This is a genomic window from Sphingomonas aerophila (assembly GCF_014199305.1).
GTDB lineage: Bacteria > Pseudomonadota > Alphaproteobacteria > Sphingomonadales > Sphingomonadaceae > Sphingomonas > Sphingomonas aerophila.
The window spans coordinates 42944-67131 of record NZ_JACIJK010000006.1 but is presented as its reverse complement, the minus strand read 5'-3'; the positions used below and the strand labels follow the sequence as shown (position 1 = coordinate 67131).

The 24188-nt window shown below is 66.0% G+C and carries 21 protein-coding genes and 1 tRNA gene; 15 read left to right on the top strand and 7 right to left on the bottom strand.

What is annotated here, in order from left to right; translation table 11 throughout:
- The first annotated feature begins 447 nt into the window (after positions 1 to 447).
- On the top strand, positions 448 to 1446 hold the full coding sequence (gene nadA, locus FHS94_RS10275) for a quinolinate synthase NadA (protein WP_184057472.1): 999 nt from the start codon (positions 448 to 450) through the stop codon (positions 1444 to 1446).
- A gap of 19 nt (positions 1447 to 1465) precedes the next feature.
- Here nadA and ppk2 read toward each other — a convergent pair whose 3' ends face one another.
- Together ppk2 and FHS94_RS10265 are read right to left on the bottom strand one after the other, a co-directional pair.
- Positions 1466 to 2230, bottom strand: a complete 765-nt coding sequence (gene ppk2 / locus FHS94_RS10270) for a polyphosphate kinase 2 (protein WP_184057470.1) — start codon at positions 2228 to 2230, stop codon at positions 1466 to 1468.
- On the bottom strand, positions 2227 to 2568 hold the full coding sequence (locus FHS94_RS10265) for a hypothetical protein (protein WP_184057468.1): 342 nt from the start codon (positions 2566 to 2568) through the stop codon (positions 2227 to 2229). The genes ppk2 and FHS94_RS10265 overlap by 4 nt, the downstream gene beginning before the upstream one ends.
- A 113-nt stretch (positions 2569 to 2681) precedes the next feature.
- Here FHS94_RS10265 and nadC point away from each other — a divergent pair, with 113 nt between their 5' ends.
- From nadC to FHS94_RS10250, 3 genes are read left to right on the top strand one after another with little or no spacing between them, the layout of a single operon-like run.
- Complete coding sequence (gene nadC / locus FHS94_RS10260; protein ID WP_184057466.1) at positions 2682 to 3518, top strand: carboxylating nicotinate-nucleotide diphosphorylase; 837 nt, start codon at positions 2682 to 2684, stop codon at positions 3516 to 3518.
- Positions 3519 to 3578: 60 nt separating this feature from the next.
- Positions 3579 to 4046 (top strand): hypothetical protein, encoded by a 468-nt coding sequence (locus FHS94_RS10255; RefSeq protein ID WP_184057464.1) that lies wholly within the window; start codon positions 3579 to 3581, stop codon positions 4044 to 4046.
- Entirely contained in the window at positions 4043 to 4756 is a 714-nt protein-coding gene (locus FHS94_RS10250) for a ribonuclease T2 family protein (protein ID WP_184057462.1), read from the top strand. The genes FHS94_RS10255 and FHS94_RS10250 overlap by 4 nt, the downstream gene beginning before the upstream one ends.
- Here the strand turns inward: FHS94_RS10250 and FHS94_RS10245 are convergent.
- The 5 genes from FHS94_RS10245 to rpsA form a co-directional block, all read right to left on the bottom strand.
- Positions 4731 to 5162: a DUF4112 domain-containing protein gene (locus FHS94_RS10245; protein WP_184057460.1), complete on the bottom strand. Its 432-nt coding sequence runs from the start codon at positions 5160 to 5162 to the stop codon at positions 4731 to 4733. The genes FHS94_RS10250 and FHS94_RS10245 overlap by 26 nt on opposite strands.
- A gap of 5 nt (positions 5163 to 5167) precedes the next feature.
- Positions 5168 to 6580, bottom strand: a complete 1413-nt coding sequence (locus FHS94_RS10240; protein ID WP_184057458.1) for an ABC transporter substrate-binding protein — start codon at positions 6578 to 6580, stop codon at positions 5168 to 5170.
- A 20-nt stretch (positions 6581 to 6600) separates the two neighbouring features.
- A tRNA-Leu gene (locus FHS94_RS10235) sits at positions 6601 to 6684 on the bottom strand.
- Positions 6685 to 6758: 74 nt separating this feature from the next.
- The gene (gene ihfB / locus FHS94_RS10230; RefSeq protein ID WP_184057456.1) at positions 6759 to 7037 is read right to left on the bottom strand and encodes an integration host factor subunit beta; all 279 of its coding nucleotides are present in this window, start codon (positions 7035 to 7037) and stop codon (positions 6759 to 6761) included.
- 121 nt (positions 7038 to 7158) lie between these two features.
- Complete coding sequence (rpsA, locus tag FHS94_RS10225; RefSeq protein ID WP_184057454.1) at positions 7159 to 8865, bottom strand: 30S ribosomal protein S1; 1707 nt, start codon at positions 8863 to 8865, stop codon at positions 7159 to 7161.
- A 328-nt stretch (positions 8866 to 9193) separates the two neighbouring features.
- Here rpsA and FHS94_RS10220 point away from each other — a divergent pair, with 328 nt between their 5' ends.
- The 11 genes from FHS94_RS10220 to mmsB all read left to right on the top strand — a co-directional run bounded on the left by FHS94_RS10220 (position 9194) and on the right by mmsB (position 24146).
- Entirely contained in the window at positions 9194 to 11656 is a 2463-nt protein-coding gene (locus FHS94_RS10220; RefSeq protein WP_184057452.1) for a TonB-dependent receptor, read from the top strand.
- An 11-nt stretch (positions 11657 to 11667) separates the two neighbouring features.
- Positions 11668 to 12429, top strand: coding sequence for a sulfite exporter TauE/SafE family protein (locus FHS94_RS10215; protein WP_343055258.1), 762 nt, complete (start codon positions 11668 to 11670; stop codon positions 12427 to 12429).
- Between the two features lie 44 nt (positions 12430 to 12473).
- Positions 12474 to 14537 (top strand): TonB-dependent receptor, encoded by a 2064-nt coding sequence (locus FHS94_RS10210; protein ID WP_184057958.1) that lies wholly within the window; start codon positions 12474 to 12476, stop codon positions 14535 to 14537.
- 62 nt (positions 14538 to 14599) lie between these two features.
- Positions 14600 to 16138, top strand: coding sequence for a CoA-acylating methylmalonate-semialdehyde dehydrogenase (locus FHS94_RS10205; RefSeq protein WP_184057450.1), 1539 nt, complete (start codon positions 14600 to 14602; stop codon positions 16136 to 16138).
- A 74-nt stretch (positions 16139 to 16212) separates the two neighbouring features.
- The gene (locus tag FHS94_RS10200) at positions 16213 to 19359 is read left to right on the top strand and encodes a helicase-related protein (protein WP_184057448.1); all 3147 of its coding nucleotides are present in this window, start codon (positions 16213 to 16215) and stop codon (positions 19357 to 19359) included.
- A 50-nt stretch (positions 19360 to 19409) separates the two neighbouring features.
- Positions 19410 to 19898, top strand: a complete 489-nt coding sequence (locus tag FHS94_RS10195; RefSeq protein WP_184057446.1) for a hypothetical protein — start codon at positions 19410 to 19412, stop codon at positions 19896 to 19898.
- On the top strand, positions 19895 to 21049 hold the full coding sequence (locus tag FHS94_RS10190) for an acyl-CoA dehydrogenase family protein (RefSeq protein ID WP_184057443.1): 1155 nt from the start codon (positions 19895 to 19897) through the stop codon (positions 21047 to 21049). Before FHS94_RS10195 ends, FHS94_RS10190 begins: the two co-directional genes overlap by 4 nt.
- Positions 21050 to 21134: 85 nt before the next feature.
- A complete protein-coding gene (locus tag FHS94_RS10185; RefSeq protein WP_184057441.1) occupies positions 21135 to 22202 on the top strand; it encodes an enoyl-CoA hydratase/isomerase family protein in 1068 nt (355 codons plus the stop codon).
- Positions 22199 to 22972 carry an enoyl-CoA hydratase gene (locus FHS94_RS10180; protein WP_184057439.1) on the top strand — a complete coding sequence of 258 codons (774 nt, stop codon included), beginning with the start codon at positions 22199 to 22201 and terminating at the stop codon, positions 22970 to 22972. Before FHS94_RS10185 ends, FHS94_RS10180 begins: the two co-directional genes overlap by 4 nt.
- 3 nt (positions 22973 to 22975) lie before the next feature.
- Complete coding sequence (locus FHS94_RS10175) at positions 22976 to 23257, top strand: hypothetical protein (RefSeq protein ID WP_184057437.1); 282 nt, start codon at positions 22976 to 22978, stop codon at positions 23255 to 23257.
- Position 23258: 1 nt separating this feature from the next.
- Positions 23259 to 24146 carry a 3-hydroxyisobutyrate dehydrogenase gene (gene mmsB / locus FHS94_RS10170; protein ID WP_184057435.1) on the top strand — a complete coding sequence of 296 codons (888 nt, stop codon included), beginning with the start codon at positions 23259 to 23261 and terminating at the stop codon, positions 24144 to 24146.
- The last annotated feature ends 42 nt before the right edge of the window (positions 24147 to 24188 follow it).

Below are 24188 nucleotides of genomic sequence, written 5' to 3'. Positions count from 1 at the left end.
ACGGGAGCCGGTGATCTTGCCCCGCCTTCTGTGCCGGCTGGGATTGCACCCGCCCATCCCTGGTGGGCGGTGGAATGGTGGTTATTGCTTCACGAGATGCGCGCGATGCGGGCGTGACATGGTCCGATCGGCGTTTGGCCGATGGCACGTGCCGCACGGGTTTCGCATTGTCTGGAGTGCCCAGCCGCCGGGCAACTTGGCGGTCGCAATGCGGGCCCAGGATGCCGGAGAACAATCAGCCGAGGCAAATCCGGAGGAGCGGCCCTTATCGCCTTCGCATGAGCCTATGCCGGCGAGCCCGGCCACGATCAGATCAAAACCGCCAAGGCCGTTTTCAGGCCAGATTGAGCGCTCGCCCTTTCAGTTCGACGACTTCGACTAGCCGAGGACGGTGCCGTCTCGCATCAAGGCTTGATCGCAGGTCCACACCGGACCATTTGCGACGACATGGAACAGCCAACATCCTTGTCCGGCCTCGACCTTCGTGCCGAGATCGACCGCCTTCGCCGTGAACGCAACGCGGTGATCCTGGCGCATTACTACCAGAAGCCCGAGTTGCAGGACCTGGCGGACTTCGTCGGCGACAGCCTGGACCTCAGCCGCAAGGCTGCGGAAACGGACGCGGACGTGATCGCCTTTTGCGGCGTGCGCTTCATGGCGGAAACGGCCAAGATCCTGTCGCCAACGAAGACGGTCGTGCTGCCCGACATGGATGCCGGCTGCAGCCTGGAAGACAGCTGCCCGCCCGAGCAGTTCGCGGCATTCCGTGCCGCGCACCCGGACCATATCGCGCTGACCTACATCAACTGTTCGGCCGAGGTGAAGGGGCTGTCCGACATCATCGTCACGTCGTCTTCGGCGGAAACGATCCTGGCGAAGTTGCCGGCGGACCAGAAGATCATCTTCGGCCCGGACCGCAACCTTGGCGGCTATCTGGCGCGCAAGACCGGGCGTGACCTGTTGTTGTGGCCAGGCGTGTGCATCGTGCACGAGGCGTTCAGCGAAACCGAGTTGCTGAAGCTCAAGGCTCTGCACCCTGGTGCCCCGATCGCAGCGCATCCGGAGTGCCCCGCGGTGATCCTGGACCATGCCGACTATGTGGGCTCCACGCGTGGCATCCTCGAGTTTGCGAAGAGCTTCCCCGGCGACACGCTGATCGTCGCGACCGAGCCGCACATCATTCACCAGATGGAGAAGGCACTGCCCGGCAAGCAGTTCATCGGCGCGCCGGGTGCCGACGGGAACTGCAACTGCAACATCTGCCCGTACATGGCGCTGAACACGATGGAGAAGCTTTACGTCGCACTCCGCGATCTCCAGCCGAAGATCGAGATCGAAGAGGGACTGCGGCTGCGCGCCAAGAAGAGCCTTGATGCGATGCTGACCATGGCGGAGTCGACCGTTGGTCGGGGTGACCTGGGTCCAGCGCGCGTCACGGGAGATTAAGCGTCCGGGCGCCCGCGTGTCACCGCGCGAGGCGCCCGTCGCCGATGGCGGCGGGTTCAAAGGTGAAGAGTATGTCGGGGTCGGGTTTCTTGACCTCCTGGGCCACCTTGTCGGGCCCGATCTGGCGCAGCAAGTGACGTATGATCGCACGACGTGCCTGTTTCTTGTGGTCGGCACGCACGCACGTCCATGGCGCGTCCGGTGTATGGCTGCCCGCCAGCATCGCATCACGGGCGGCGGTGTACGCGTCCCATTTATCTTGCGCGACTGCATCTAGTGGCGAGATCTTCAGCGCCTTGAGCGGGTCCTCCCGGCGTGCACGAAGGCGCCGGTCCTGTTCGTCCTTGTCGATATCCAGCCAGAACTTGATCAGCGTGATCCCGCTCTCGACCAGCATGCGCTCGAAGCCCGGCACGTCCGCCAGGAACTGAGCCTGTTCGGCTGGCGTCGAGAAGCCGTTTACAACCTCCACGCCGGCGCGATTGTACCAGCTGCGGTTGAAGATCACGATCTCGCCCGCCGCCGGGAAGTGCGACACGTAGCGTTGCCAATACCATTGCCCCCGCTCGCGATCGGACGGCTTGGGCAGTGCAACGACTCGCGTGTTTCGAACCGACAGATGCTCCGTTAGCGTCTTGATCGTCCCGTCCTTGCCGGCGGCGTCCCGCCCTTCCAACACCACGATCGCGCGCTGGCCGGTGGCTGCCATGGCTTGCTGGGTCTGAACAAGGCCTAGTTGCAGCGCATCGTCGGCCGCCTGCTTGTCGTCCTTGTCGTTGCTCACTGGTGGCCAGCCCCCGAGCCGGAGAGCGGCTGCGGTTCGGGTGATCGATCGCGTGACACCTCGGTCTGCACGCTCCGCTCGGCCGAAGGGTTTTGGCCATTTTCGTCGAGTGAGGACGCCGGGACGGGCACGTCGATGGGGCTGTTGGGAGAGGTGCCGCCTGCGACCGAACCCGTTCCACTCAGCGGGTCTTGCGCCGCAGACAGCCCCCCCAGCCCACCGCCGCCCGGCGGCTGGTCCAGTCGCTCGTCGGTGACCACTGCCGCCGCCGTGCGATCTTCGCGCGCGTCGGTTGGCAGCGCTTCAGTCGCAGTGTTGTTGGGCTGATCTGTGGGCATGAGGTGAACTCCTTTGCCGATCAACGATCGGATCACCGGGTCGGGTTCCCTCGTCGGCAGCGACGCGTATAGGGCCAGGGCACCATCGGGCGGGCAAGGGGACCGGCAAGCACATGATCGACGGATTGGACCTGGACGCGTTCGTTCGCGCGACACTGGCCGAGGATCTGGGCGGGGCGGGGGACACCACCTCTGCCGCCGTCATACCCGATGACGCGCGCTTCACCGGCGTGATGGACAGCCGTGACGCGATCACGGTCGCGGGGCTGGAGATTGCCGAAGCCTTCTTCCGTGCGCTCGACCCGGAAGTCCGGGTCGAACGGCTGGTGGACGACGGCGCGCGCGTGCCGGCGGGAACGGACCTGATGCGGCTGGAGGGCAGGGCGCGTGCCATGCTGACCGCGGAGCGCTCCGCCCTTAATACCGTTCAGCATCTGTCGGGCATCGCGACACTGACGCGCAGCTATGTCGACAAGATCGCCGGAACGGGTGCGACGTTGCTCGACACGCGCAAGACACTGCCCGGCCTGCGCCGCCTGGAGAAGTACGCCACCCGGATGGGTGGGGCGAGCAATCACCGCATGGGGCTGTGGGACGCGGCGATGATCAAGGACAATCATGTCGCTGTCGCGGGCGGCGTCTCCGAGGCGGTACGCCGGGCACGATCGGCCGGGATCGCGGAAGTGATCGTGGAGGTGGATCGGGTCGATCAGATCGAGCCGGCCCTCGCGGCGGGCGCAACGCGGTTGCTGCTCGACAACATGCCGCCGGCCATCTTGCGCGGAGCGGTAACGCTGGTGGGTGGCCGCGTGCCAACCGAAGCGTCTGGCGGAGTCAATCTTGAGACGATCCGGGCGATCGCGGAGACGGGGGTCGATTTCGTCTCGGTGGGCCGGCTGACCCAATCGGCACCGGCCGCTGATATCGGGCTGGATTTCGCCACGGCCTGACTGGCGGGCCGGGCATGAACCGGCTAGCTTCATCGACTTACAGGGAGCAGATTTCGCGACATGAGACCGGCATCAATCGTCACCTTTGGGCGGCTGTGGCTTTTGTCCATCCTGCTATCGATCGTCGCCGCTTGGGTCAGCCGCGTGCGCGTGCAGGCGATGCTGGAAGCGAACCCGCAATCCGCGCCCATCGCGCACTGGGCACTGCCGACGCTTACCGGCATCGTGGCCCTGTTCTGTCTGTTGCTATGGTACATGGTGCTGCACCGCAGCCTGACGGGCAAATGGGGGGTGCTGATCGTCGCGACGTTGGGCGGCCTGCGTGCGCTGGTCACGCTGATCAACCTGATGGGATCGAACTTCCGCCACCCCGTGTCGTCGCTGCTGACGATCGCGGCGGCGGTGGTCGCCATCATCGCGGCGGCCTTGCTGTTTCGCGCCGATGCACGGGAATGGTTCGGCGAGATTGGGGATTATGAGGAGGGCGTGACCGGGCCCGGCTACACCGATCCGGAGATGCCGTCGTGAAGGCGCGCTGGACCGCGCTGCTGCTGGCAGCCGTTCCCATCGCCGGCGCGCAGGCGCAGGCATATCGGTGCACCGTACCGGGCAGCATTGAGCGCCCACGTCCCGACCTGCCGAGCGCCAGCCAGCCCACGCGGGTCGTGCCCATCGGCGGTTATACGCTGGCCGTGACCTGGGCCCCACAATATTGCCATGAGCACGCGCGCGACCAATCCGCGCGGTTGCAATGCGGGTCGGGCAATCGCTTTGGTTTTACGCTGCACGGACTGTGGCCCGACGGGGTGGGCAAGGACTGGCCGCAATATTGCCGCCCGACCGGCTTGCTGCCCGCAACAGTGATCCGGGGCAATCTGTGCTCGACACCGTCGGCGCAGTTGCTGCAGCACGAATGGGCGAAGCACGGCACCTGCATGCCCGGCCTGTCGCCCGCCCGTTATTTCCAGCGTTCCACAGGGCTATATGCACGGCTTCGATTCCCGGACATGGATCAGTTGTCGCGGGGCGCCCTGACGGCAGGCGCGTTCGCCGATGCGGTCGCGCGTGCAAATCCGGGAATGCGTGGCGATCATATGCGCGTAACAGCTAATCGGCAGGGATGGCTGGACGAGATCTGGTTCTGTTTGAACAAGGCGTTCCGGCCGCAGCCCTGCCCCGTTCACCAGGGCGGACTGCCGCGGCGGGTGGCGCTCAAGATCTGGCGCGGGGCGCGCTGACGTCAACGGTTGCCGTTGCGGGGTGATGGCGGTCCAGGTGCCGCTTCACCAACCGCAGATTGCGCGTGTTCGATCGAAAGAAGAAGTCTGGGATCGCGCCCACAAAGGGGATCATTCCCAAGGCCCAGTCGACGCCGATGTTGCCCGCCATGCGCGCGACCTGCGTTTTCGACATGCCAAGATTGTGCGCCTCCCAGGCAAGGTAGCTGCCGAGCGCGGCGCCGACGGTGCTGCCAGCAAAGGGTAGCAGGTCAAGGATCACGTCCAAGCCAAGCTTCCTGTTCGTGCCTGGAATACGAACGAGGCCTTCCAGCACGCGCTCCAGCATCTCGATACGTTGACGAACCGCGGCGGGGTCGCGCCCGATCGGCAGGGCGGGCGCCAGGGGCGTGGGTCGAACGGCCATGCGCCTTATCTGGTATCGAGACGCAGCCGGTTCAACGGATGCGCGGCACGCGCGTTCGCGGTCCACAGCCGCAACCGTAGGGCGACCAGCGACCAACGCAGCGGGCGGCCGAGCGGAATAAAGGCGGCGTCGCGGGTAAGGGTCGCGTCAGCGACCGCCACCTGGCGCGAGCGTTCGGGAAGCGTCGGCGCCAGCCGAGCCGCCTCAAGCGCGGCTGACGCCTCGGGTCCGCACGGGGCGCAGGCGGTCTGCAAATACCAGCGGCCGCTGTCATAGGGAGCGACCTCGTCGATCAGCCGCAGCTCGGCCGGGGCATCCGCAGCAACCCGGTCAGCCGCAATCCCGATAGCCGCCAGATTGGTCGCAAGCTGCGTAAACAACAAGGTAGCGCCGGGACCAGCGGGCAACGAGATGCGGAGGCGGACGGGTTTGCCCCAGGCTCGAACCAGCGCTGCCGCCGCCTGGCGACGCTGGGCAAGGGGAAGCGCTACCCAGGCCGGGACTGAAGGCGGTGTTGCAGAGTCGAGTTGGTCGGGGAGCAGCGTTTCAGTCGGCAGCCACTGGCTACGCACGGACTTCAGCACCGCGGTCCGATCGATCGATGCCGAAATGGCGTCTCGCGCGCCCGCATCCGCCAGCAAGCCGTCACGGGAGGTGAAAGCAAGCCCGAACAGCCCGGCCGCCGGGTCAACCTTGATGTTGGCGGGCGCGACGCCGGCCGCAGAAAGCAGGGGCCAGTCCGAAAAGCGACCGCCGGTTACCATGTCCGACCGCTTCGCTGCGAACCGGGTGACCGCCAGGGCAGCGCGCTCTCCGATCAACCGCACATCGCGTTCGGGGCGGGCACCACGGTCAGCCTCGTCCGCCTCGTCGCGATCAGGATCGACAGCGGGGCGGAGAAGTGGAGACGGGCCCGGCTGCACCATGCGGAACGGGCCGGACCCCGATACGGGACGTGTGCGGAGCAGAGCCATTTCGGGCTGGGCGAACAGGTTGAGCAGGTCGGGGCGAGGACGGGTAAGCCGCACCTCGATCACCTCAGGGGTCATCACCACCACGTCGTCGATCGCCGACAGGAATGGCACCAGCGGATTGCGCGATGTCGGCGCTACATGCCGCTTGAGCCGCGCGGCTACCTCCTCGGCGGAAACGGGCCGTCCGTCCGACCAAGTGGCGCGGCGCAGGCGGAAGATGTAGGTCATGCCGTCGTCGATGACGGTCCACCGTTCCGCCAGCCCCGGTTCGATCTGGCCCGCAGCGTCGAACCGTACCAGCCCCTGAGCGGTTGCATCGATCAGCGCGCGTGAGGGTTCGTCGATCGCCCTCAGGTCAGGGTTGGCAAGGGTCGGCGGGCTTCCAATGGCGCTGACGACGACGGCGCCGGTGTCGGCCCGGCGGTCGCAGCCTGTGGCAAGCAATGCCGCGCCGGCAACAATGATGGTGCGGACGGCGGGACTCGAACCCGCACTCCAGGGGAAGCCGATTTTAAGTCGGCTGCGTCTACCGGTTTCGCCACGTCCGCGCACGGGAAAGGGAAAGCCCGAGCCGGCGGGTCACGTCAAGCGTGCGTCTCAGCGATCAGATCGCCGGAACACGTCACACGTTCAGGCGAACCCGCATGTCCTTGCCCGGCTTGAAATAAGGGACGCGCTTGGCGTCGACGTCGACCACTTCGCCGGTCCGAGGATTACGGCCCGTGCGCGCATCGCGAGCGCGGGTGGAAAACGCGCCGAATCCGCGCAGCTCAACCCGGCCATCGGCAGCCAGACGGTCGACAATCTGGTCGAAGAACGTGCTGATGATCGCTTCGATTTCCCGCGGCGTCAGGCCAGGGTTCTCGTCAGCTACCTTTTGCACAAGCTCTGATCGGATCATGGGGCCCCCCGGCGCGACTTGATGCAGATCATACGACCCGATCCGGCCGTAGTACAGCGCTGTTTCGACCTGGATCAAAACAATTGGGCCGGAACGCAGTGCGTTCCGGCCCATCGTCTTCTTACTTCTGGCCGCGCGCCTTCAGCGCTTCGCCCAGGATGTCGCCGAGCGACGCACCCGAGTCGGATGAGCCATACTGTGCCACCGCCTGCTTCTCCTCGGCAATCTGCATCGCCTTGACGGAGAAGGTCGGCTTCTTGGACCGGTCAAAGCCGGTGACCATCGCGTCGAACTTCTGGCCGACCTGGAAGCGCTCGGGGCGCTGCTCGTCCCGGTCGCGGCCCAGATCGGTGCGCTTGATGAAGCCGGTAGCACCGTCATCACCCGCCTGCACTTCGAGACCCGCGTCGCGGACTTCCAGCACGGTCACGGTCACGACCTGGTTCTTGTTGACGCCACCGCCCGAGGTCACGCCGCCAACCGACGGGCCACCACGCTCGAGCTGCTTCATGCCGAGGCTGATGCGCTCCTTCTCGGGATCGATGTCGAGCACGACAGCCGACACGGTCTCGCCCTTGCGGTGCAGCGCGAGTGCGTCCTCGCCCGACACGCCCCAGGCGATGTCCGACATGTGGACCATGCCGTCGACGTCGTTGTCGAGGCCGATGAACAGGCCGAACTCGGTCGCGTTCTTGACTTCGCCCTCAACGGTCGAGCCGATCGGGTGAGCGGACGCGAATGCCTCCCACGGATTGGCCTGTGCCTGCTTGAGGCCGAGGCTGATGCGACGCTTCTCGGCATCGACCTCGAGCACCACCACGTCGACCTCCTGCGAGGTGGACACGATCTTGCCAGGGTGGACGTTCTTCTTGGTCCAGCTCATCTCGCTGACATGGACCAGGCCCTCGATGCCTGCTTCCAGCTCAACGAACGCGCCGTATTCGGTGATGTTGGTCACGCGGCCCGACAGCTTGGCGCCGACCGGGTACTTCGCGGCAGCGCCGTCCCACGGATCCGACTCGAGCTGCTTCATGCCGAGGCTGATGCGCTGTGTGTCCTTGTTGATGCGGATGATCTGCACGCGCACCGTGTCGCCGATGTTCAGCACTTCCGACGGGTGGTTGACCCGCTTGTAGCTGAGGTCGGTAACGTGCAGCAGGCCGTCGATGCCGCCCAGGTCCACGAACGCGCCATAGTCGGTGATGTTCTTCACCACGCCGTCGATGATCTGACCTTCGCCCAGCGACTGGATCAGGCCCGAACGCTGCTCGGCGCGGGTTTCCTCCAGCACCGCGCGACGCGACACCACGATGTTGCCGCGCTTGCGGTCCATCTTGAGGATCTGGAACGGCTGGGGGATGTCCATCAGCGGGGTGACGTCACGCACCGGACGGATGTCGACCTGGCTGCCCGGCAGGAACGCCACGGCGCCCGACAGGTCGACGGTGAAGCCGCCCTTCACGCGGCCAAAGATAACGCCCTCGACGCGAGCCGACTTGGCGAACTCGGTTTCCAGCTTGTCCCAGGCGGCTTCGCGGCGAGCGCGATCGCGCGACAGCATCGCCTCGCCGTGCATGTTCTCTACGCGGTCGACATAAACCTCGACCTCGTCGCCCACGTTCAGCTCAGCCTTCTGACCCGGCGCAGCGAATTCGCGGAGCGGCACGCGGCCCTCCGACTTCAGGCCGACGTCGATCACGGCGAGATCATTCTCGATCGCGGTGACCGTGCCGAGCACGACGCGTCCTTCGAAACTGTCGGCGCCGCCGAACATGTCATCGAGCATCGCGGCGAAATCGTCGCGGGTGGGCTGAGCCTGGGTTGCCATAAAGTCTTTCAGTTCCTGCTTTTATTCGTTTCCGGCCAACCGGTTGTGTCCGGTGGTCTTGGCCTTGCACTGCCCACGTGGCCCCATGCCAGCGCAGGATCTAGCCGACGGGCGATGCAGAGGATACTTGCCGCAGATGTGCGAAAAGGGCGCATGAAGCCACGACTTCTGCACCGACCTCCACGAGCACCTGCCCGCTGGACGGCGCGTCCTTAGCGCATCGCGCAGGTTTCGGCAAGAAGCTGTGCTTCTTACCCTAGTAGCTGTCGCGTCTTGATCTCCTACCTAGAAGCTGGAGTTTAGCATGGGAGATTTGGGGGGGATTTGCATGACCATCACTATTGCCCTGTTGCTTGCCGCACAGGCGAGCGCGCCTGCAACGCCGGTTCAGGATGTCGCCGCTCAAACACAGGAAGTGGCCCAGACGCAGGAGAATGGCGGGACTGACGACGAGGCGACCGGGCGCACCGGTCCGGCCCCAGGTGGTGAAGTGGTGGTCACGGCAAGGCGCCGCGCGGAGTCTGCCCAGCGGGTGCCGATCGCGATCTCCGTTGTGGGTGGAACCGCGCTGGCTGAGACCGGCACGTACAATGTGAACCGGCTGACCCAGATCCAGCCGACACTGCAATTTTACTCCACCAACCCTCGCAACTCGGCTGCCAATATCCGCGGGCTCGGCGCACCGTTCGGCCTTACCAATGATGGCATCGAACAGGGCGTCGGCATCTATGTCGACCAGGTCTATTATAGTCGCATCGCGTCGGCGACCTTTGACTTCACCGACACCGATCGGATCGAAGTGCTGCGCGGGCCGCAGGGCACGTTGTACGGCAAGAACACCACTGCTGGCGCGATCAACATCATCACGCGCGCTCCCAGTTTCGAACCGGAGGCCCGGGTCGAGTTGACGGGGGGCAATTACTCCTTCTTCCAGGGCAAGGCGTCCGTGTCCGGTCCGCTGGTTGACGACAAGGTCGCGATCCGGCTGTCGACGTCGGTCACCACGCGGCGAGGAACAGTCTACAATGTCCGGCAGCGCGAATGGCAGAACAGCCAGGACAACCAGTCCTTTCGCGCCCGCATTCTTTGGCAGGCAGCGCCCAATCTCGACCTGACGCTGGCCGGCGATTATAACCGCCAGAACCCGAACTGCTGCGTACAATATTATGCCCGGGTGGGCGCGACCCAGCGCAATGCCAACCGGCAGTATGGCGCTCTCGCGGCGGCGCAGAATTATGCAGTCCCTTCAACCAACCCGTTCGATCGGCTGACCGACATCGACGTTGATGTGCGCGCGAAGCAGGAACTGGGCGGACTATCGCTGGTTGGGAACTGGGACCTGGGCGGCGCGACCATCACCTCCGTCAGCGCCTGGCGCTTCTGGCACTGGGATCCGTCGAATGATCGCGACTTCATCGGGCTGCCGATCACCAGCGCGTCGAACAACCCATCCCAGCAGAGCCAGATCAGCCAGGAATTGCGGATCGCGTCGAATGGCGACCGATCGCTCGATTACGTCGCGGGCCTGTTCTACTTTCACCAGAAGATCGACACCCAGGGCCTGCAGATTCAGGGCCCAGCAGCGAGCGCGTTCCTGCTCAACCCGACCAGCGCAGGCGGGCGCAACCCTGCGACGCTGAACAACCTGACCAGCCGCAACACCATTGGTTTCACCAACACGTCCGCGGCCGCCTTTGGCAAGCTGACCTGGCACCCGACCGACCAGCTGTCGATCTCGCCGGGGTTGCGGCTCAACTACGACAAGAAAAGCGGCGACTACGTGTCGCTGGTCACAAATGGAACGAACACGGCGCTGACCGGCGACCAGTCGGGCGTGCTCAGCCCGCAAAGCTATGCTCCGGAATTCGACAACTGGAATCTGTCGGGGGATCTGACGGTCGCCTATGACTTCAGTCGCGATGTCCATGGCTATGCGACCTATGCGCGCAGCTACAAGTCGGGCGGTATAAACCTGTCAGGCCTGCCGTTGAACGCGGCCGGAACCGCGGTCGACCTGTCGGTGCAAACGGTCGATCCGGAGAAGGTCAATCACCTGGAGCTGGGCCTGAAGACCCAGTTTGCTGACCGTCGGGTCACCGCCAACCTGGCCGTCTTCTACACCGGCATCGACGATTACCAGGCGACGGTGAACAACGGACAATTAGCGGTGATCCGCGGCTACCTGGCCAATGCTGGTCGCGTGCGGACTGCCGGTGCAGAGCTGGACACAGCATTCCGTCCGACCGAGCGTCTGAATGCCTACTTCAACGCCGCCTATACCGATGCAAAATATGTCCGCTTCCGCAACGCGCCGTGCCCGCCGGAATTGTCCGGCGGCTCGATCGCAACCGCAGCCAACCCGGCGAGCGCGCCCGGTCGGATCGGGTCAACGGCTTCACCCTCGTTCAGCCCCGTCGTCTGCGACATCTCGGGCCAGGTGCTGCCCGGCGTGTCGAAGTGGGCGCTGTCATTCGGTGCGGAGTACGACCTGCCGGTTCGGGTCGGCGATGTCGCGGGCCAGGTATATCTGGGTTACGACGGCAGCTATCGGTCGCGCTTCTCGTCCAGCCCGTCGCCCTCAATCTACACCTATGTCGACGGCTACTCGATCTCGAATTTTCGTCTCGGTTTCAAAACTGAAAGGGATTTCAACGTGTTTGCCTGGGTTCGCAACGCGTTCGACGAGAACTACTTTGAATTGCTCGCAACCCAGTCGGGCAGCACGGGGTTGATCGTAGGACAACCGGGTGATCCACGCACCTATGGCGTCACCTTGTCCAAATCCTTCTAAGGACTGATCCGATCTCAATTCAACTTTTAGAACAACTGCTTCCGTTCGTTGCGGTGGGGTTTGCGGCGCAGCTCGTGGACGGCGCGCTTGGAATGGCGTTTGGCGTTATATCGAACACGTTGCTGATCAGCTTGGGTGTGCCGCCCGCAGCGGCATCGGCAGGCGTGCATACGGTGGAGACGTTCACGACGGCCGCATCCGGGATCAGTCACGTTCTCCACCGTAATGTGGACTGGCGGTTGTTCCGCCGCCTGGCGATCCCTGGAATCATCGGCGGGCTGCTCGGCGCGTATGTGCTCAGCAGTGTCGATGCGAGTGTCGCGCGGCCGTTCGTGCTGGCCTATCTGGCCGCGATCGGGGTGTACCTGTTGTGGCGCGCGCTCCGCCATCGGCACCCGCCGGAGCGCGAGCCCAGGTTCGTGGCGCCCTTGGGGCTGGTCGGCGGCTTCCTTGATGCAGCGGGCGGGGGCGGATGGGGCCCCGTCGTGACCAGCAACCTGCTGGTGCAGGGCGGCTGCCCGCGGCGCACGGTCGGGACCGTCAACACGACCGAGTTCTTTCTGACGGCGACCGTGTCTGCGACCTTTATCGCGCGATTGGGCTGGGAAGCGTTCACGACAGCGACGGCGGGCTTGTTGATCGGCGGTCTGGTGGCGTCGCCGCTGGGCGCGATCATGGCCAAGCGGCTTCCTACGCGTACGCTGTTGCTGCTGGTCGGAACGGTGCTGACGCTGACCAGCCTTTACGGAGTGGCATCCGCACTGATGCGCTGATGCAAGTGTTTGCGGCAGTGCACAAAGTGGGCAAAGGCAGCTTCATGCTCAGCCGCTTGCCCCTGTTCGCGACCCTGGTCGCCGCGCCCGTCGCCGCCCAGGTGGGCGAACCTGTACAACCAGACGTCGTCGTTACCGGCCGTGGTCTTGCTGAGGCGCCGGGTGATCGGGCGTTTGGCGTGGTGACGATCGATCGTGGGCGGCTGGACGCCAATGCGAGCAACCGGTTGGAAAGCGTGCTGTCCGACGTCGCCGGGCTGCAGCAGTTCCGCCGATCCGACTCCCGTTCGGCTAACCCGACCAGCCAGGGCATTTCGCTGCGCGGCATCGGCGGCAATGCGTCCAGCCGGGCGCTGCTGATCCTTGACGGCGTCCCGCAAACCGACCCGTTCGGCGGCTGGGTTCCGTTCCCGGCCTATGCTGTCAGCCGATTGGGACAGGTGCGGGTCACCAGGGGTGGGGGCAGCGGCTTCTGGGGACCCGGTGCCCTGGCGGGCACAGTGGAACTGGAGAGCGCGACGCCGCAGGCGCTGGCACCGTTCAGCGGATCGGCCGCTTATGGCAGCCGTGACTCGATCGACGCCGACGCATCGGCGGCATTGGTCCGGCCCGGCGGGTTCGCCACGCTGTCCGGCGCTTACCAACGCGGAGACGGCTTTACGCCCACCGTCACGGAGAGCCGCGGTCCCGCGGATCGGCCAGCACCCTATGAGCAGGCCTCAGGCGCGATCAGGGCCGTGATCGACATTGGTCGCGGTACCGAACTGCAGGCAAATCTGTCAGCGTTTACGGACCGGCGTGATCGTGGGACCGACTTCACTGCCAACAAGTCCGAAGGTGCGGACGCCAGTCTGCGGTTCGTCGGGCGAGGCGACTGGGCCTGGTCGGCGCTCGCTTACCTGCAGACACGCGCATTCGCGTCGAGCTTCGCCAGCATCAACGCCCAGCGCACGACGGCGACCCAGTCGCTGAACCAGTACAACACGCCTGCGACCGGCAGCGGCGTGCGCGTCGAGGTGGCGCCGCCGCTTGGCAATGCCATCACGCTGCGACTGGGCGGCGACCTTCGCAATGTGTCGGGGCGGACTCAGGAGCTTTATACCTTTGTCGGGGGCAGCCCGACGCGGCGGCGTGTCGCAGGTGGCGAGTCACGCACGGCCGGGCTGTTCGTCGACGGGGCGATGGAAGCAGGGCAGCTGACCTTTACCGCGGGCGGGCGGCTGGACTGGTGGCAGATTACGGACGGCTTTCTGAATGAACGGCCGTTAGCAGGCGGGCCGGCGCTGACCGACACGCGCTTCGCCGATCGTGACGGGACGGAAGCGACCGGGCGGGTTGGCGTTGCGTGGCGGCCCGTGGCGACACTGGCTCTGCGGACGGGGGCGTATCGGGGCTGGCGGCTGCCGACACTGAACGAACTGTATCGTCCTTTCCGGGTCGGCCCGGACGCGACCGCACCGAACTCAGCCCTCTCGCCTGAGCGGTTGACCGGGTATGAGGCGGGCGCGACCTGGGCGCCGGTGCCGCGCGTCAGCCTGGCCGCGACCGTGTTCCACAACAAATTGCGTGGCGCGATCGCGAACGTGACGCAGGGGGCGGGGCCTGGTGCCTTCCCGGTGGTCGGCTTCGTCGCGGCGAACGGCACGTATCGGGTGCGGCAGAACCTCGATGCGATCCGGTCTAATGGCGTCGAGGTCGACGCGTCCTGGCGAGCAGGGCCGGCGTTTGTTCTGGCATCATGGAGCCATGTCGATCCGCGCGTTGAGGCATCGGGTACCGCCGCACCCTTGGATGGACTCCGGCCTGCGCAGACGCCGCTTGACCAAGTGTCAGGGACGCTCGGGTGGCAGCGCGGCGGGTTTACCGCGTCGGCGACACTGCGGTATTTCGCGGGCCAGTATGACGACGACGCCAATGTCGATCGGCTGGCACCTGCGACGACGCTGGACGGCTATCTGGCGCTTCCCCTCACCCGCGCGGTGGCGGTGGAGGTCCGCGCCGAGAACCTGTTCGACGAGCGGGTGGAGGCCGGCATCAGCGGCGCCGACATCGTCGAACGCGCGACCCCCCGGACGCTGTGGCTGGGGCTGCGCTACCGCCCGCGCTGATGCTTGCCCACGACTGTCTTCGGGCGCAAAGGCCGCCGCAACGATAAGGCAGGAGAGTTTGAATGCGGACCATCGACCACGTGATCGCCGGCGGCCCTGCCGGTGGCGGCGGAGGCGGCGGGCGGACCAGCGACATCTGGGACCCGAACACCGGCCAGGTCCAGGCGAGCGTTACGCTGGGCACGTCGGCCGACCTCGACCGCGCAGTGGCAGCGGCGCAGGCAGCGCAGCCGGGCTGGGCCGCGACCAACCCGCAGCGGCGAGCCCGCGTCATGTTCCGCTTCAAGGAACTGGTCGAGGCGAACATGGACGCGCTCGCACACCTGCTCTCGTCCGAACACGGTAAGGTGATTGCTGACAGCAGGGGCGACATCCAGCGCGGGCTGGAGGTGATCGAGTTCGCGTGCGGCATTCCGCATGTGCTGAAGGGCGAGTACACGCAGGGCGCCGGGCCCGGCATCGACGTCTACTCCATGCGCCAGCCGCTGGGCATCGGCGCGGGGATCACACCGTTCAACTTCCCCGCGATGATCCCGATGTGGATGTTCGGCGTCGCGATCGCGTGCGGCAATGCCTTCATCCTGAAGCCCTCGGAGCGCGACCCTTCCGTGCCCGTTCGCCTTGCCGAGCTGATGCGGGAGGCGGGCGCGCCGGAGGGCATCCTTCAGGTCGTGCATGGCGACAAGGAGATGGTGGACGCGATCCTGGATCATCCCGCGATCAGCGCCGTCAGCTTTGTCGGGTCGTCCGACATCGCGCATTATGTCTACCGGCGCGGCGTGTATGCGGGGAAGCGCGTGCAGGCGATGGGCGGGGCCAAGAACCATGGCATCGTCATGCCCGACGCGGACCTTGATCAGGTCGTGGCCGACTTGTCCGGCGCGGCCTTCGGCTCGGCGGGTGAGCGCTGCATGGCCCTGCCGGTGGTGGTGCCTGTCGGCGAGCGCACGGCAGATGCGCTTCGCGAGAAGCTAATCCCCGCGATCGAAGGATTGCGCGTTGGCGTGTCCACCGATGCGGACGCGCATTATGGGCCGGTGGTCAACGCCGCGCACAGGGAGCGGGTGGAAAAGTGGATTCAGACGGGCGTTGACGAGGGTGCCGAGCTGGTCGTGGACGGCCGCGGGTTCCAGTTGCAGGGGCACGAAAACGGCTTCTTTATCGGCCCGTCGCTGTTCGACCGGGTCACCCCCGACATGAGCGCGTACAAGGAGGAGATTTTCGGCCCCGTGCTCCAGATCGTGCGTGCGCCCGACTTCGAGACCGCACTGCGCCTGCCGTCCGAGCACCAGTACGGAAACGGAGTCGCGATATTTACCCGCAACGGCCATGCCGCGCGCGAGTTCGCGGCGCGCGTCAACGTCGGCATGGTGGGCATCAACGTGCCGATCCCGGTGCCGGTCGCCTATCATACATTTGGCGGGTGGAAGCGTTCGGCGTTCGGCGACATCAACCAGCATGGCACCGAGGGCGTCCGGTTCTGGACCAAGACCAAGACGGTGACCCAGCGCTGGCCCGATGGTTCTGCCTTGCCGCGGGGCAGCGAGGATGGCGGCCCGTCCCGGATACAGGACGCTTTTGTGATCCCGACGATGGGCTGAGGCCCGGGCCACACGCCTTCGGAACGCCGGCCCCGTTCGCATCGTTGAACGGGGCTGAGCGGAAGGGAGTGTTGATGGCCGACAAGGATGCCGCCGGGGTTACCCCGGCGCCGGTGGGTGTGTTCGCCGTTCGTGCGGCGGAAGCGCTGACCGACGGCCATGTTCTGGCGATTGTCACCGACGAGCAGAGGGCGGAAGCACTGGCAGCGGCACTGGCCGCGGCGGCGCCCGAGGCGACCGTGATACACCTGCCCTCCAGTGATGCGCTGCCGGGCGATGCCGCCGAAGCGTCACCCGCCAACGCCGGTCGCCGAGTTGCCGCATTGCGCCGGCTTCGTCGCGCGACGCAGGGTAAGGAGCGGATCGCGCTCGTTTCCACGGGCGAGGCGGCGGCCCGGCTGTTCCTGGCGCCCGACGCATTCGACGCACGCCCGCCAAGACTTGCGGTTGGCGATGCGCTCGATTTGGCGGAGTTCGCGGGCACGCTGGAAGAGATCGGCTATTTCGCGGACGACCGGGTCGACGAGCCGGGCGAAATGGCCGTTCGCGGCCAGGTGGCCGACATCTTTCCCGCCGACGCGCCAAACCCTGCTCGGGTCGAGGTGGAGGACGGCGCGATTGCGTCAATCCGCCATTACGACCCGATCACCCAGCTCGGCATCGAGTCGATCGAGCAACTGGAGATCGGGCAGGTGCGTGAGCCCGACGGCACGCCGAACGTCACCTTGTTCGATCATTTGCCGGACGCTCGGGTGATGACCGATCCGGGCGTTAATGACCGGCGTGATCGCTTCGTGGCTCTCGCTAAAGACGCCGCGCGAGGTGGTAAGGTGCGTGAGCCGGTCGCCGACGCCGACGCTTGGAACGCGGTGCTGGAAGCACGCCAGCTGCTGGTTTTGAACAGCCACGGCGCAGAGCCCACGCCGCGCTTCGTCGAGAGCAAGGCGCCAGGCCGCGCTCTTGCGAAGCTTGCCGGCCCCGTGCTGGACGCGGGCGGTCGCGTGGTGCTGGCCGGCAGTGCACGGGACGTTCGTTTCCTCGCGCGCCGCATTGCCAAGATCCTGAAGCGCGAAGCGGTGCCGGTGGAGAGCTGGGCAGCCGTCAAGGACGCCAGCGCGGGAAGACTGCTGACGCTGGTGCTCCCGATCGATCGCGGGTGGCAGGAGGGTGACACGTTGGTCGTTGCCGCCGCCGACCTGATCGGCAGCCGCGCGGCGCTGGGCGATACGGGGCCAAGCCAGATCGACCCGTTGATGGGGCCGGCGGGAGAGATCCGGATCGGCGACGTGGTCGTGCACGAGGATTTCGGCCTCGGCATCGTTGAAGGGCTGGACAAGGTCGAGGACGGCGACGCGATCGTGCTCGGCTATGCGGGTGAGGACAGGCGGTTGGTGCCGGTCGCCGAAGCGGACCGGATCTGGCGTTATGGCGCTGACGCTGACGCGGTGACGCTCGACAAACTGGACGGATCAAGCTGGGCTAAGCGGCGCGGCGCGATCGATGAAGCGGTGGCGGAAAGCGCACGTGAGCTTACCCGCCTGGCGACCGAGCGCGACCAACAGGAGGCACCGGTGCTGGACCCGGACGCCGCCGCCTATGAACGGTTCGCGGCGGGCTTTCCCTTTACTGAGACAACGGATCAGGCGCGCGCGATCGCGGCTGTCCGGGCAGACCTGGCGAGCGGAAAGCCGATGGATCGGCTGGTGATCGGCGATGTCGGCTATGGCAAGACAGAGGTGGCGTTGCGCGCTGCCGCATTGACGGCACTGGCCGGCAAGCAGGTGATCGTTGCCGCGCCCACCACGGTGCTGGTCCGCCAGCATATCCAGAACTTCACTAAGCGCTTTGAGGGCACCGGGATCGGCGTTGCCGGGCTGTCCCGCCTGTCGAGCGCGGCCGAGAAGAAAGCGGCCAAGGCAGGGCTGGCGGACGGATCAATCGGAGTGGTGGTCGGCACCGGGGCCGTTGCGGCCAAGGGTGTCGAGTATAAGGACCTGGCGCTGGTCGTAATCGACGAGGAGCAACGCTTTGGAGCGGCGGACAAGGCGAAGCTGCGCGCGCTGGGCGGTCCGGGCACCCACGTCCTGTCACTGTCAGCCACGCCGATTCCGCGCACCTTGCAGACCGCGCTGGTCGGATTGCAGCAGCTTTCGGTCATCGCCACGCCGCCCGCGCGGCGTCAGCCAATCCGGACCTCCACCGGTGAATGGGACGGCGCCACCGTTCGCACGGCGCTGAGCCGGGAAAAGGGACGGGGCGGGCAGAGCTTCGTGGTGGTCAGCCGGATCGAGGACATGGACGACATGGCCGCGCGGCTCGCCAAGCTGGTGCCGGAGCTGACCGTGCTGCAAGCCCATGGCAAGATGCCGGTGGCGGAGATCGACGACGCCATGGTCCGCTTCGCCAATGGTGAGGGCGACGTGCTGCTAGCGACGAACATCATCGAAGCGGGGCTGGACGTACCGCGTGCGAACACGATGGTGGTATGGCGGGCCGATCGGTTCGGTTTGTCGCAGCTTCACCAGTTGCGCGGGCGGGTCGGGCGTGGAAGCCGGCGTGGGCAGGTTCTGCTGCTGACCAACCCCGAGCATCCGATCGCGGGCGCGACCGCCAAGCGCCTGCGCACGCTTGAGGCGTTCGACCGGCTTGGGGCGGGCTTTGCCATCTCCGCCCGCGATTTGGACATGCGCGGCGCGGGAGATCTGGTGGGCGAGACGCAGGCCGGGCACATGAAGCTGATCGGCGTGGAGCTGTACCAGTACCTGCTCGAAGCGGCGCTGCGCCAGGCCCGCGGGCAGGACGCGGAACGCTGGACGCCCGAGCTGAACCTGGGTGTTGAGGGACGGCTGCCGGCCGAATGGATTCCTGAGCCGGAGCTGCGCATCACCACCTATGCACGGCTTGCCCGCGTGACCAATAGCGACGGCCTGGAAGGGCTGGCGGAGGAGTTGGAGGATCGGTTTGGCAAGTCGCCTCCCGAAGCTGAGGCCCTGCTGTCATTGGTGGCCGTGCGGCTATCGGCTGCGGTGGCCGGGATTGCGCGTGTCGATGCGGGGCCGGCAGCGATTGCGTTGACTCCACGACCCGAATTCGCGGGTGACTGGGCGGCGGCGGGGCTGACGCAAAAGGGTGACAGGCTGCTGTTAAGCGAGCGGATCGAGGATGCGGCGGAGCGGCTGGAACGAGTCAGGACGCTGCTCGACGAGCTGGTCGAGAGTTGATTTTCGGCGCCAGCGCGCCCAGCAGCGATGGCGAGAGGAGTTTGAAAGCCATGAAAAGGGCGCACGCGCTGATTGCCGGTGCTGCTCTGCTAGCCAGTTGTAGCGGCGGGGCGGGCGGTGACAACGAGTCACAGGCGACCACGACCGCGCAGGAGCCGATGAACGAGGCGCTTTACCAGGATCAGCAGAACACCGTCGTCCCGATCACCTCGCCAAGTCCGCACGCTGCCAAGGCGCTGCCGGCCAGCTTCACGGGCAGATGGGCGCTGGTTGAGGGCGACTGCGATCCGTCACGCGGCGACAACAAGGGGCTGATGACTGTCGAGCCGGCCAAGGTCAGCTTCTACGAATCGCGGGGTACGATCGCGAGCCTGCAGCAGGTCGGGCCGACGCAGATCGACCTTAGATTGTCCATGAACGGGGAAGGGCAGGTCTGGTCATCGGACGAAACGCTGACCCTGATCGACGAAGGCCGCACGCTGGTGCGCGACACCAAGTCCCCGACATCCTCCGAACGCTATCAGCGGTGCCCTGCATGACCGACCCGACCAACCAGTTCGATCTGACCGACGACCAGCGCGAGATCCAGGAACTTGCTCGCCGCTTCACCGCGGACCGCATCACCCCCAACGCGGCCGAATGGGACGAGAAGCACATTTTCCCGCGCAACGTGATCAAGGAAGCGGCGGAGCTCGGCTTTGCGGCGATTTACGTCAGTGAAGAGTCGGGCGGCATCAACCTTGGCCGCCTGGAGGCCGCGCTGATCATGGAAGCGATGGCCTATGGCTGCCCCTCCACCAGCGCCTTTATCTCCATCCACAACATGGCATCGTGGATGATGGATGCGTTTGGGTCACAGACGGTCAAGGACAAGTACCTGCCCAGTCTGGTCACGATGGACCGGCTCGCGAGCTATTGCCTGACCGAACCGTCGTCAGGGTCCGACGCCTCCGCGCTGAAGACGCGGGCTGTGAAGGATGGCGACGACTGGATCGTCAACGGGTCCAAGCAGTTCATTTCCGGCGCGGGCGAGAACGAGGTCTATGTCGTGATGGTCCGCACGGGCGAGGAAGGGCCGAAGGGTATCTCCTGCCTGGTGATCGAGAAGGACATGCCGGGCGTCAGCTTCGGCGCCAATGAGCGCAAGCTCGGCTGGCATTCACAACCTACCCGCCAAGTGACGTTCCAGGACGTGCGCGTGCCGGGTGAGAATCTGGTCGGCGAGCTTGGCCAGGGCTTCCGGATTGCGATGACCGGGCTCGACGGCGGGCGGCTCAACATCGGCGCGTGCTCGCTGGGCGGCGCACAGCGCTGCCTGGACGAGGCGATTCGCTACACCAAGGACCGTCAGCAGTTCGGGAAGCCGATCGCGGACTTCCAGAACACCCAGTTTACCCTGGCCGACATGGCAACGGAGCTGGAAGCCGCGCGGATGCTGCTCTACGCCGCCGCGACGAAGGTGACCGCGAACGCACCCGACAAGACGCGTTTCGCTGCCATGGCCAAGCGGCTGGCGACCGACACCGGATCGGCGGTGGTCGACCGCGCCCTGCAGCTGCACGGCGGCTATGGCTATCTGATGGACTATCCGATCGAGCGTTTCTGGCGCGACCTTCGCGTTCATTCGATCCTGGAAGGGACCAACCAGGTCATGCGGATGATCGTCGGCCGCGATCTGGTGCGCGGATGAACGGAAGTCTTACGCGGTTAGCGGCGCAGAGCCGGACGCGCCGGGCCCGGTGCCTCGCGCGATCGCGTTCGAAAGGCTTGATCTGATGCAGGGCGAACTCGTCGCGGAGGTGCAGGGCCGCGTCGGCCGGGTACGCCTGAACCGCCCGCGTCAACTGCACGCACTCAACACTGCCATGTGTGAGGGCATGTTGCAGGCCCTGGATACGTGGCGGAAGGATGACGACGTGGAAGCGGTGGTGATCGACCACCTGCCAGCACCCGATGGCGATCCCAAGCTGTCGCGCGGCTTCTGTGCCGGGGGCGATATTCGTATGCTGGCGGACTCCGGTGCGACGGACGGGGTCGCGGCGCGCGCGTTCTTCTTCACCGAATACCGGTTGAACCACCGCCTGTTCACCTATGCCAAGCCGACCGTCGCCTTCATGGACGGCGTCACGATGGGCGGCGGCGTCGGGATCAGCCAGCCGTGCCGTTTTCGTGTCGCGACACAAAACACCAAGCTGGCCATGCCCGAAACGGCGATCGGTCTTTTCCCGGATGTTGGCGGCGGCTGGTACCTGTCGCGGTTGCCGGGACGGGTGGGGCAGTATCTGGCGCTCACGGGGCACCGGCTGGACGGGGCGGAGTGCCTGGCGCTGGGACTTGCCACGCACTTCCTGCCGATCGAACATCTGGACGAGGCCAAGCAGGCGATCGCCCCTGACCCTCAGCATATCGCGGCGACGCTCGATCATTTCTCGGCGTCGGCACCGGACGCAGCGATCCTGTCACAACGCGAGGCGATCGATCGCCTGTTCGCGTCCGACCGTCTGGAGGACGTCTTCGCTGCGCTGGAGGCCGACGAAAGCGACTTCGCTCGGCAAACTCTGGAAGCGCTGCGTACCCGATCCCCCCAGGCGATGAAGATCAGTCTGAAACTGCTGCTGGAAAGCGTGAGCGTCGGCACGTTCGAAGACGAGATGGCGATGGAGTATGCCGTGGCGACTCGCGTCGTGCAGCGCCAGGACTTCGCCGAGGGCGTGCGTGCGGTGATCGTCGACAAGGACAATGCCCCGCGCTGGAGCGCGGCTACCCCGGATGCGGTGAGCGACCACCTGATCGACCAGATCTTTGCCCCCCTGCCGGCGTCAGATGCCTGGAGCCCCGAATGAGCTACGATACCCTGCTGGTCGAGCAGCGCGAGCGCGTGCTGTTGGTGACGCTGAACCGGCCCGAGGCGCTGAATGCGCTGAACAGCCAACTCCTGTCCGAGTTGCTCGACGTGACGGCCGCCTTCGATCAAGATCCGGGGCTGGGATGCGCCGTGATCACCGGATCGGCGAAGGCATTCGCGGCGGGGGCGGACATCAAGGAAATGTCGGCACAAGGGTTTGCCGACATGTACGGGCAGGACTTTTTCGCCGGCTGGGATCGCTTCACGCGGACGCGCAAGCCGATGATCGCCGCCGTCGCCGGCTATGCCTTGGGCGGTGGCTGCGAGCTCGCGATGATGTGCGATTTCATCCTGGCGGCCGACACGGCGAAGTTCGGGCAGCCCGAGATCAAGCTTGGCGTGTCGCCCGGCATGGGGGGCTCCCAGCGGCTGGCGCGCGCGGTTGGAAAGGCCAAGGCGATGGAGATGGTGCTGACCGGCCGCATGATGGACGCGGCCGAGGCGGAGCGAGCCGGATTGGTCAGCCGCATCGTGCCCGCGGGCGAGTTGGTCGAGGAAGCAATGGAGACCGCAGCGACGATTGCCGGCATGGCGCCCTTGGCGGCGCAGGCTAACAAGGAAATGGTCAACGCCGCGTATGAAGGCGGGCTGTCCCAGGGGGTGCAGTTCGAGCGGCGCCTGTTCCACGCATTGTTCGGCACGGCGGACCAAAAGGAAGGTATGGCGGCGTTCGTCGAGAAGCGGCCGGGGAACTGGACGGGGCGGTAGCCGGTGGACGGCTATGGCGAGTTTGTTCGCGCTCTGGCCGTTGTTGTTGGCCTGGCCGCATTGACGGTCGGCTTTGCTGTCCGGCGACGGCCGGTCGCCGAAATGCTGACGGTCGTGCTCACCGGGTTTCTGGCCATTCTGGGCCATCTGCTTTGGACACGTGGCCCGGACCTGGTCGCGACCGCGACAATTTCCGTGTGGACCGCCGGGTTGTTGGTCCCGGTCGTCTGTGTTGCCGTGCTATTTGGAGCAGGCATGGCGAAGTTCCTGGCAAGGATAAGATGAGATGGCACGCGTCGCGTTTATCGGGTTGGGCAACATGGGCGGCGGCATGGCCGCAAACCTCGCCAAGGCGGGGCATGATGTAAGGGCGTTCGACTTGTCGGCTGACGCGCTCGACCGAGCGAAGGCGGCAGGCTGTCTGCCCGTCGATGGAGCGGCGGCGGCGGTGGATGGCGCGGAGGCGGTGATCACCATGCTGCCTGCGGGAACGCATGTGGAGGCGGTATACACCGAGGCCGCGATCCCGAACGCCGCGCCGGGGGCGATCCTGATCGACTGCTCCACCATCGACGTTGCGACGGCCCGGCGCGTGACGGAGGCAGCGACGCTGAAAGGTCTGCTCGCCGTTGATGCCCCGGTCTCCGGTGGCATCTCTGCGGCGGCGGGCGGAACCTTGACCTTCATGGTCGGCGGCACCGAACAGTCGTTCGAGCGCGCGGAGCCCTTCCTGCAAGCGATGGGAAAGGCGGTGATCCATGCAGGTAGCAGCGGGGCGGGGCAGGCGGCCAAGATCTGCAACAACATGCTGCTCGGCGCGACCATGGTCGCGACCTGCGAGGCGTTCGTGCTGGCGGACAAGCTGGGGCTGAACCTGCAGCGCTTCTATGACATCAGTTCTGTATCCTCGGGGCAGAGCTGGTCGATGACGACCTATTGCCCCGTTCCCGGCGTGGGGCCGGACACGCCTGCGGACCATGACTATCAGGGCGGGTTCGCGGCGGCGCTGATGCTGAAGGATTTGCGCCTTGCGCTTGCCGCGGCGAGCGAAGCGGGTGCTGCGACGCCTATGGGCGCCAGAGCAGCGGAGCTTTACGAGCAGTTGGCTGCCGAGGGGCAGGGCAGCCGCGACTTTTCTGTCGTCGGCCAGTTACTGCGCGCTCCCGCCGCCTGAAAGATCCGGCCGCGTGCGGCGGAGCCAGGCTGGAAAGGCCGG